Below are 9,320 nucleotides of genomic sequence, written 5' to 3'. Positions count from 1 at the left end.
CTGCATATGAACCAGCCTTCGGCATCCCCATCCTCGGCGACGACTTCTATCCGGTGCTCACCGACAAGCCCGTCGACGACTTCACCAGGCCACTGCAGTTGCTGGCCGCTTCGCTCGAGTTCACCGATCCGGTCAGCCGCGAGCCACGCCGCTTCGAGACCACTCGCGCGTTGCAGGCTTGGACCGATCCGCACGGGTGGGGCGGCTGACGGCACCGGGGCCGGTCGGGCGCGAAGCCACTACCGCGCGGCCATCGCGGCCCCCGCGCGCAGTATCCCGTGCTGCCCGCGTGTCGAGCACGGCGCCGACCCCGGCAGCCCTGAAAAGTGACACATCCATCAGTTGAGCCCTGGCAGGTAGCGAACCTGTTGCAACTCCGTACACTGGTGCGGGATGCCTGAGCCAGACCTAACAGCAACAACTCAGCAACGCCACAAAGTGCATGCCTACATAGACGTCGCCGTGGTAGTGCTCGTCCTGGCAGCCACCAATCTGATCGCGCACTTCACCACCGCGTGGGCAAGCGTAGTGACGGTGCCCGCCGCGGCGATCGTGCTGCTCGCGCTGGTCCGCAAGCGCGGCCTCGGCTGGTCGGAGCTGGGCCTTTCACCTCGGCACTGGCGCCGCGGTTCGCTCTACGCGCTCGGCGCGGTGGCGCTGGTCCTCACGGTCGTCGCGATCGGGGCGGCGCTCCCGCTCACCCGGCCGTTCTTCCTGGCCGATCGCTACGCGACCATCTCGGGCGCATTGATCGCCTCGATGATCGTCATCCCACTGCAAACGGTGATTCCCGAGGAACTGGCCTTCCGCGGTGTGCTGCACGGCACACTGCACCGCGTCTACGGTGCCCGCGGCGTCTTCGCGGCGGGCTCCATGCTGTTCGGTCTCTGGCACATCGCGTCCTCCTTCGGCCTGGCCTCGGGTAACCGCGGCTTGAGCGGCATCGTCGGCGGCGGCGTCGCCGGCCAGATCATCGGGATCCTGCTCGCCGTCGTAGCGACGGCGGCGGCGGGCGTGGTGTTCACTTGGCTGCGCCACCGCAGCGGCAGCCTGCTCGCCCCGATCGCCCTGCACTGGTCGGTCAACGGTGCGGGCGCGCTGGCGGCCGCCCTGGTTTGGCACACCACGTTCGCCTGATTCTCGCGGATTCACGACGGGAAAATCGGACCCACGTCGGTTTCCACGCACAGACGGCGCCCGAAGCGGCGAAAGTCACTCAATGGCGCGGTAGGAATTCGAACGGAGTTTCGACACGCGGTGGCGCCGACGAAATGGCCGCTCATCCGGATAATCGAGCAACACCGCAGTTTTCGGCAGCTCGGCGTGTCGCCGTCGGTCACCTGTCCGCGACATTGACCACGAACAGAGGTCGGTTTAGTCTCACTGGCGATCACACATATGTTCGAGCACTCATGTCTCCACCACTCGGCATGACACCTGCTCTTGGGAAGGCTCGCCGATGCCCGACGAACTGTCGAACGGTAGTTCCGAGATTGCCGCGCTGGCACAGCAAGTCGAGACCGCGCGCGGCAAATTGCCCCTGCAGCTCGATCCCGCGCTGCTTCAGGTGCTCTCCGAACGCGAGATCGCAGCGGAGCGCGAACTGGCGGAATGGATTCGCGCGCAGCGACGCAAGCAGCGGCGCCGGGAGATCGAGGCGGAATTGGCCGCCGAGCAGCGGGATCGCAAATCGGCGGCCACGTTGCGCCGATCCGACGAGGCCGACGCCCGCTGGCATCGGCGCGCCCTCGCGGCGCGGCGGCGGGTGTCCAGCGCGGACGCGCGGCTGGCGCAACTCTACCGGCGGGCGGAGTGGTCGTCGCGGGCCTTGATCGCCGTTGTCGTGCTCGGCATGGTGTGGGCCGGGGTCAATGTGCAGCACAATCTGGTGCCCAGCGGCGACATGTCGGATCCGCTCTACTGGTTGAGCTACGGCATCGAGGCGATGATCTCGATCCCGATCATCACCATCATGGTCGCGGCCACGACGGCCGCCAAGTGGGGCCGGGAGCTGGCGCGCGGCAAGGTGATCTTCTTCGAGGCGGCACTGCTCGGCACCACCGTCGCGCTGAACACCGGACCGCATCTCGCCGCGGGCGACCTCGGCCGCGCCGTCGAGTACGCGATCGCGCCGGTAATGGTCGGCGTGGTGATCTGGCTGCACGCCTGGGTCTCCGCGCGGTACGCGGTGCTGATCGACGGCGCGCCGGTGATCGATCGCGACCCGCAGCCGATCCGGATCGACGCTGAACGTACCCCCGGCATGCCGGATGGCGGTGATCATCACTCGCTCGCGGGAGTCGGCGTGGACGCGAACGACGGCCGATTTCACTGGGAAGAGGAGATCGGCACCGCGCCCCTGAACAGTGGCCGCGAGCCGGAGCACGACTTCCCGGCCGGTCCCCGCGAGGTCGGGCGCAACCGGTCCGTCGGCTCGAACACGCCTGTCACGCCGCGCACCGACCACGCGAAGTCGTCGGCGAACGGTCACGCCATCGATTCGCCGATCAACGGCCATGCCGTCACCGCGTCGGTCGGGGGTCATCCCTTCGATCGGTCCGTGCTCGATCACGCTCCGGTCGAGGCGGCCGACCCCGGAAACGCCGAAGTGCACGCGGGCGCCACCGCCTCGAGCCCGGCCGAGCAGTTCACCGACGGTCATGCGGTCGAAACCCATCCGAACGACGCCGCATTTCCGCAGGCCCCGAACGGTCACCCGGTCGAAACCACCGTCAACGGCCATGCCCACGACGTCTCCATGAACGGCCACACCGTCCTGCCGGTCGACGGGACCACCGAGCCCGCTGTCAACGGCAACGCTTACCACCCGCGCATCAACGGAAACAACGGGCGTCCGGCGATCAACGGCCACACTCCCACTAACGGCAACGCCCACCATCTCCAGGCCAATGGGCACACACTGCGTTCAACCACCAACGGCTACACCATCAAGACCCCCACCAACGGCAACGCACATCCCCCGCAGATCGACGGGCACAGCGTGCGCCCGACCGCCAACGCTCACACCGTCGAAACGCCCGCCAACGGCAACGCACATCCCTCCCAAGCCAACGGGAACACCCCGCGCCCAATCACCAACGACCACACCGTCGAAACCCCCACCAACGGCAACGCACATCCCTTCCTGGCCAATGGGAACACCCCGCGCCCAACCGCCAATGGCCACACCATCGAAAGCCCCAGCAACGCACACGCCCCGCAGTCCAACGGCCACACCGCGCGCCCAGTCACCAATGGGCCCACCGCTGAGTCCGCCGCGACGGGCGATGCTCCCCCTCGTCAAGTCGGCAGCGTTTCGAGCACCGACGGCCCGCTTGCGCCCGGCCCCGGCAATGGACGCCTTGGGCACGTCAACGGGCACACCGTTCATCAGGTCAACGGGCACACCGTTCATCCAGCCACCAACGGCCACGCCCTCGAATCCGTCGCCAACGGCAACGCACACCCCCTGCAGATCGGCGGGCACAGTGTGCGCCCAACCGCCGATGGGCCTGCCGTCGAGTCCTCCCCGACCGGCGACGCTCATGCTTTGCAGGGCGACAACCTTCCCACCACCGACGGCCTGCTTGTCAGCCCCACCAGCAATGGACCCCACGGAGAGACCACCAACGGCCACACCGCCGAGTTCTCCACCGATATCGACGCGCACGCCCTTCCGGTCACGAGTCACAGCGTTGCGCCCGGCACCGAAAACCGGCGGGGCACCCGCGCTGCGGACGGAAGCCCAGATCTCGCTGTCTTCAGAGGTCAGGAAGTATCGACTCCGGCACCGAATCATCCGATGGCGTCTGTCGCCGATCCCGTCTCGGATGTCGCCGCCGAACCTGCGACCCGACCGGCCGAACCCGCACAGCCCTTCCCGGTAGACGCGGAGCAAGCAGCGCTCGGCCGAGCGGAAGCGTCCGCGTCCATCGACCGCGAGCCGCGACTCCATCCCGCCCAACCATCTGCGCCACAGCAGATCTCGCTCGATGACCTGCACGAGGGATTCGAGTTCGACGAGCGGTCCGTGGCACAGGCGAGCAATGCGGCACCGCCGCAGGCGAATCCCGAGAGAGGCGAACGCCCGATCGATCGCGCGCTTCGTGGCAACGACACCGTCCGGCGCCCGGGTTCCGGTGCCGCGGATTCCCTGCCTGCAACCACCGAAACGGCCGCGCAGGTGAACCCGAACGCCACCGCCCCGCGCGCGGCAAAACGCGGAAAGTCGCTGTCCGCCGAGCAAAACGACCGCTCCGCCGACTCGGAGAGCGAACAACTCGCGCTCGAGGAAGCCCCGGAGTACGCCCACCTGCGCGCCGAAGCGCTGCCGATCCTCGACGCGGAAGACGATGAGGACGACGAGTTCCCCACCGAGCCCGAGGAAGCGGCCAGCGACGACGACGAGATCTCCGCGATCGCACGGGCCATCACCGGCCGACGCCTGTCCAACCTGCCGATCGAGGAGGTCAGGGAGATTCTCACGCTCGCCGACCAGGGCGGTTCCACCCCCGCCATAGCGAACGAGCTCGGCGTCTCCCGCTCCGCGGTCACTCGTGTGCTGGACTCGGCGATCAAAGTTCATCGCCCCTACGCGGTCATCGGCTGAGCGCCGAACGCGCCCATCGGCCCTCTTCGGCGCGCTGAAGTCGCCGGCGAACCTCCGACGGCTGCGGTGCGCAGCCGTGACAGCTGCGCGCTCCGTTGGCTCCGCGGCAACGACGGCGCGATCAACCGACCGGGTGCTCGGCCGCGGCAGCACGGTTCACTCGCGAGGTCACGCAGCATGCCTACCGAAGGCGCCGGTCTCTCAGCTGCTCCCGCCTCCACAGCTACTTCCCCCACCCCCGCAACTGCTGCCCCCACAACCACTACCGGAATTACCGCCGCCGTCCCCCGCACCCCACCCGCGTCTACGTCGTCGTTGCTGTGCGCTACTCGGGCGTCGTCGTTGCTGTGCGCTACTCGGGCGGCTACCGGAAATGCGGACAATCCCCAAGACGATGAGCGCGACGACCACTGCGCAGAGCAGAAACTCCATGGATCAACGCTATCCGGCGATCCGAGGACACGCACCGTTCCTCGCCCGAAAAGCTGTGCACCCGGCAGTTCCGGGTGCACAGCTCTGTTCCGGCCTACTCGATCACGTCGATCGCCGGTGTTCAGCGGCTCCTATCCCGTTCGGCTCTCCACGGCGGCGGTCCCGACGACGGCGTCCGGTCCCGAACCAGCGGGCTTCTGGTCACCGTGACCCGGCCACCACGCCTTGTGCCCGATGATCGCGGTGAGTGCCGGCGTGAAGAACATCGCCATGACGAAGGCCGCGATCGCGATGCCCACCGAGATGGCGAAACCCATCTGCGCGAGGACATTGTTGCCCGCCAGCATCATCGACGCGAAGGTTCCCGCCAGGATCACCCCGGCCGCCGCGATGGTGGGGCCGGTGTGCCGCAGGGCCAGCGCCGCCGCTTGTTTCGGCTCGTTTCCTTCGCGGGCTTCTTCCCGGAGCCGGGCGACCATGAGGATGTTGTAGTCGGTGCCCAGCGCGACCACGAACAGGTACATGATCACCGGAAGCGTGAAGATCAGCCCGGACTCGCCCTGGAAGTGCTGGAACACCAGCACCGCGGCGCCCAGCGTGGCGGCGAAGCCGAGGAACACCGACACCATCAGGTACCACGGTGCGACCAGACTGCGCAGCAGCAAGCCCAGCACGATCATGATCAGGATCGCCGCGACCGGGAACACGATCGCGTAGTCGCGCGCCATCGCGTCCTGGAAGTCGACGAACACCGAGGTCAAGCCACCGACGGCGGCCGTGGTACCGGCAGGCGCGGCCGAGTGCGCGACATCGCGCAGCGGTCCCTTGACCGTGTCCAGCGCGGCGTCCGACTCCGGCGCGGCGTCGAGCGTCACCGCGAAGTCGGCGATCGTCTTGTCCGTGGACAACTTCGGCTCGGCCACCTGCCCGACACCGGGCACACCGGCCAGCGCGTTGCGGTAGGCGGTGAGCTGCTCGGCGGTCAACGCACCGGCGGACTGCAACAGGACATCCGAAGGCTGGGTGGTCCCGGCAGGCATGCCCTTGACCAGTTCCTTGCTGTAGACGACGGATTCCGACGCCTCCGAGGTCGATCCGGAGCTGAGGTCGAACGTCGGGTGGAAGCCGAAGGCGAAGATCCCCAGGACCAGCAGCACACCGCCGGAGGCCACGGCGAAGACACCGGGCCGTCGGCCGAGCGCGTTGCCCGCCGCGGCGAACCGCGCGCCCTTCGGCTCGGCGCGCCACGCCTTGGACGGCCAGAACACCTTGGTGCCCAACAGCGAGACCACCGCGGGCACCAGCGTCAGCCCGGCCGCCAGCGCGACCGCCACCGCGATCGCCAGCGCCGGACCCAGAGCGCGGAACATGCCGAGCGTGGAGAGCAGCAGGGCCATGAACGCGATGATCACCGCGCCGGCCGCGGACGTGATCGCCTCACCGACCCGGCTGACGGCGCTGACCATGGCGGTCTTCGAGTCCTCGCCCGCACGCAACCGCTCGCGGTAGCGGAACATCAGGAACAGGATGTAGTCGGTGCCGACACCGAACAGCACCACCACCAGGATGGCATTGACCGAGGAGTCGATCTGCAGGTCGAAGGCCTTGGCCATCATGGCGATCAAGCCGCCGACCATGCTGGAGACCGCGCCGATCACGACGATCGGCAGCAGCGCGATCACCGGGCTGCGGAAGATGACCAGCAACAGCACGAGGATCAGCACGACGGTGGCCACGCCGATGATGGCCATGCCCTTCTCGCTGGATTCCGTCTGGTCCAGCACCTGCGCCGCCTGACCGGTGATGCCCGCCTTCAGATCGGTGCTCGCGACGCGTTCCTTCAGCTGCGTGCGCAGCGCCTTGACGGCGTCGCCCTGCGTGGTGTCGTTCGGACTCGTCACCTTCGTCATCTGCACCGCGATGATCTGGATCAGTCGGTTCTCCGACGGCGGCGTCGGTTGCATCCCGGTGACGTCCTTGATCTGCGCGTTGCGCAGGTCGTTGCCGATCGATACGACCGAAGTCGCGTCCGCTTCGGTCAACGGCGTGCCGTCCGCCCGGGCGAACACGATGATCGCCGCGGGGGCGGAGCTCTCCGGGAACGCTTTCTGCTGCAACTCCAACGCTTGGATCGACTCGTAATGCGAAGGAAGGAAGGCGGATTGGTCGGTCGTTGATTTCAGTTCCGGCGCCGAGGCCACCACCGCGATGGCGAGCAGCACCCACAGGCCGATCACCTTCCACGGATTGTGGACGACCACGGCCCCCAGTCGTGCGAACATGTGCGAATAAATCCTTTCCGGATTTCGAGAAAGTGGCGGTCAGATCGGCAGGTCTTGCGAGGTCGGGTTCTCGGCCACGTCGACGACCGTTCGGTAGATGTGTTCCGGAATCCGGCCTCGCAGTTCGGCGGGCTCGTCCACGATCTCCACCGTGTAGTCACCCCACTCGCGCTCACCGCTGCCGACCCCCAGCAGCTCGCGCCAATTCTTCCATTCGGTCCAGTCGATCGCGACGAATATTTCGCGCCAGTTCGTCTCCTGCCGGTGCACCACGTACTTGCCCTTGCGGCTCACGTACACCCGCAGCACGCTCATCCCGACCTTGCTGTATTCGCGGGATTCGCCGAGCAGCCTGCCGGAGAAGCGCTGCTTGCGCCCGCCGCCCGGCCCCACCCGCAATACGATCTGGCGGAGGTCGTCCGCCTCGCCCGGCGCGGCGGATTCCTTCACGACAGTGACGCCGCCGGCCGACTGCTCGACGGTGCCCTTGTCCGGATCGGTACTCATGGTTCCCCGTTTCATAGATCAGTGCGCATCCAGGCATGCGTCTACTGTCAACCGGCCCGTTGCGAATCCGACTCTCCAGCTACGGATTCGATATTCTCAGAAGATCCGGGCGACTGCCTCACTATAAGTAGATGTATACGTATAACGCAAGCCTCGACCGCCGCAGGTCCGGCGTGGGGCGCCGCGCTCGACTAATCGACCTGCCCCATCGGACGGCCGTGTTCGAGGTACCGAGGGCAGCCGTCGAGGTGCGCCAGGTGCGCTTGCCGCACCCGCCGAGCCAAACGCGGTATCAGGTAGTCATCGATGTCGGCGATCGAAACCCACCGATAGGCATCGAGTTCCGACTCCTGCAATCGAATGGTTCGCTCATCGGCGCCGAGTTCACCGCAATCGAAGACGTACAGGACCTTGTCACCTTCACCGGGGCTCGGCGCCCAGTCGTGCACGAGCAGCCGACGAGCGAGACGATCGATCCCGAGTTCCTCACCGACCTCCCGCCGGCAGGCCGCCGCAGGCGCCTCCCCCGGCTCCACATACCCACCCGGCAGATCCCAGCCACTGCCATACGTCTTCCGCACAAGGAACACGTCCTCGCCGCGAACGAACAACGCCCCCGCGGCCAACCGCGCCCGGCCGAACTCCGACATCACCCCAGCCAACCACGAAAGCCCCGGCCAAGGCTCCACCTCCGAAACAAGGGCGCGGCGAGCGCACTGCCACGCAGGCCGATATCCGGCGCTAGGACGTGGGGCTCAGATCGTCCGGCAGAATCCGAAACGCCGAGTAGCGGCCGAGGGGCCGCAAGGTTCGGAAGTCGCGGCGGTCGAGCGTGAGGATGGCGTCGGTGTCGAATTCATCGGCTAAGGCGACACACACCGCGTCCACCAGATCCAGATCCAGATTCAGATCGCCATACTTCTTCCGGATATCGACCGCGGCATGCAGCTGCGCTGCATCGATGCTCGAGATGACGAGCCGCGTCGACGCGACCCGGTCGGCGATCAGAGCCAGGATGCCGTCGGCCACTTCACGCCCGGCTCGAACGCTCGCCACGTGATGCACCTCGGTGAGCGCCAGCGGACTGACGACAATGGCGCCCGCCGAATCAGCGGCTCGTCGCACCGCGAAGTGCTCGGGGTCCGAGCGATTGAACAGCGCGAGGATTCCCGAGGTGTCGGCGACGACGATCATGCGGGTCGGTTCATCGCGTTGCGGATATCGTCCTTGCCGATCGGTCCACCCAGATCGAAAGTCTCGTCATCGCTGAGCAATGGCGACTCCCACCTGCGGTGCCGCATGAGGTACGCCCGGACCGCATCACGAGTGATTTCGTGTTTCGAGCGACCCTCGGCATCCGCTTGCGCGTTGAGCGCCGCCTCTTCGTCTTCCGGCAATCGCATGGTCCAAGCCATACACTGATGGTATCAGAATTGATACCACTACTGCTCCGCCTTGTCGCGAAAGCGCCCTGTATCGCCCGACCCGCG

General features: G+C 67.0%; 7 protein-coding genes and 1 pseudogene. 3 read left to right on the top strand and 5 right to left on the bottom strand.

The genetic code is table 11. From position 1 onward, the window contains the following. The 3 genes and pseudogenes from ON19_RS04550 to ON19_RS38680 form a co-directional block, all read left to right on the top strand. Positions 1 to 209: pseudogene (locus ON19_RS04550) on the top strand (pseudouridylate synthase); the annotation flags it as partial. A gap of 184 nt (positions 210 to 393) precedes the next feature. After that, positions 394 to 1,137, top strand: coding sequence for a CPBP family intramembrane glutamic endopeptidase (locus tag ON19_RS04545; protein ID WP_043687283.1), 744 nt, complete (start codon positions 394 to 396; stop codon positions 1,135 to 1,137). Positions 1,138 to 1,459: 322 nt separating this feature from the next. Further along, entirely contained in the window at positions 1,460 to 4,609 is a 3,150-nt protein-coding gene (locus ON19_RS38680; RefSeq protein WP_051168529.1) for a helix-turn-helix domain containing protein, read from the top strand. A gap of 563 nt (positions 4,610 to 5,172) precedes the next feature. Here ON19_RS38680 and ON19_RS04535 read toward each other — a convergent pair. The 5 genes from ON19_RS04535 to ON19_RS04515 form a co-directional block, all read right to left on the bottom strand. After that, entirely contained in the window at positions 5,173 to 7,323 is a 2,151-nt protein-coding gene (locus ON19_RS04535; protein WP_051168528.1) for an MMPL family transporter, read from the bottom strand. Between the two features lie 39 nt (positions 7,324 to 7,362). Continuing rightward, positions 7,363 to 7,830, bottom strand: coding sequence for an EXLDI protein (locus tag ON19_RS04530; RefSeq protein WP_157229586.1), 468 nt, complete (start codon positions 7,828 to 7,830; stop codon positions 7,363 to 7,365). Positions 7,831 to 8,021: 191 nt separating this feature from the next. Next, a complete protein-coding gene (locus tag ON19_RS04525; protein WP_043687280.1) occupies positions 8,022 to 8,480 on the bottom strand; it encodes an NUDIX domain-containing protein in 459 nt (152 codons plus the stop codon). 91 nt (positions 8,481 to 8,571) lie between these two features. After that, positions 8,572 to 9,024: a PIN domain-containing protein gene (locus ON19_RS04520; RefSeq protein WP_043687277.1), complete on the bottom strand. Its 453-nt coding sequence runs from the start codon at positions 9,022 to 9,024 to the stop codon at positions 8,572 to 8,574. Then, positions 9,021 to 9,245 (bottom strand): ribbon-helix-helix domain-containing protein, encoded by a 225-nt coding sequence (locus ON19_RS04515; protein ID WP_051046219.1) that lies wholly within the window; start codon positions 9,243 to 9,245, stop codon positions 9,021 to 9,023. Before ON19_RS04515 ends, ON19_RS04520 begins: the two co-directional genes overlap by 4 nt. Positions 9,246 to 9,320 lie beyond the last annotated feature (75 nt).

The organism is Nocardia abscessus NBRC 100374, assembly GCF_000308455.1.
In the GTDB taxonomy this organism is placed as follows: domain Bacteria; phylum Actinomycetota; class Actinomycetes; order Mycobacteriales; family Mycobacteriaceae; genus Nocardia; species Nocardia abscessus.
The sequence above is the reverse complement of the archived record's forward strand: the minus strand, read 5'-3'. Positions and strand labels throughout refer to the sequence as shown.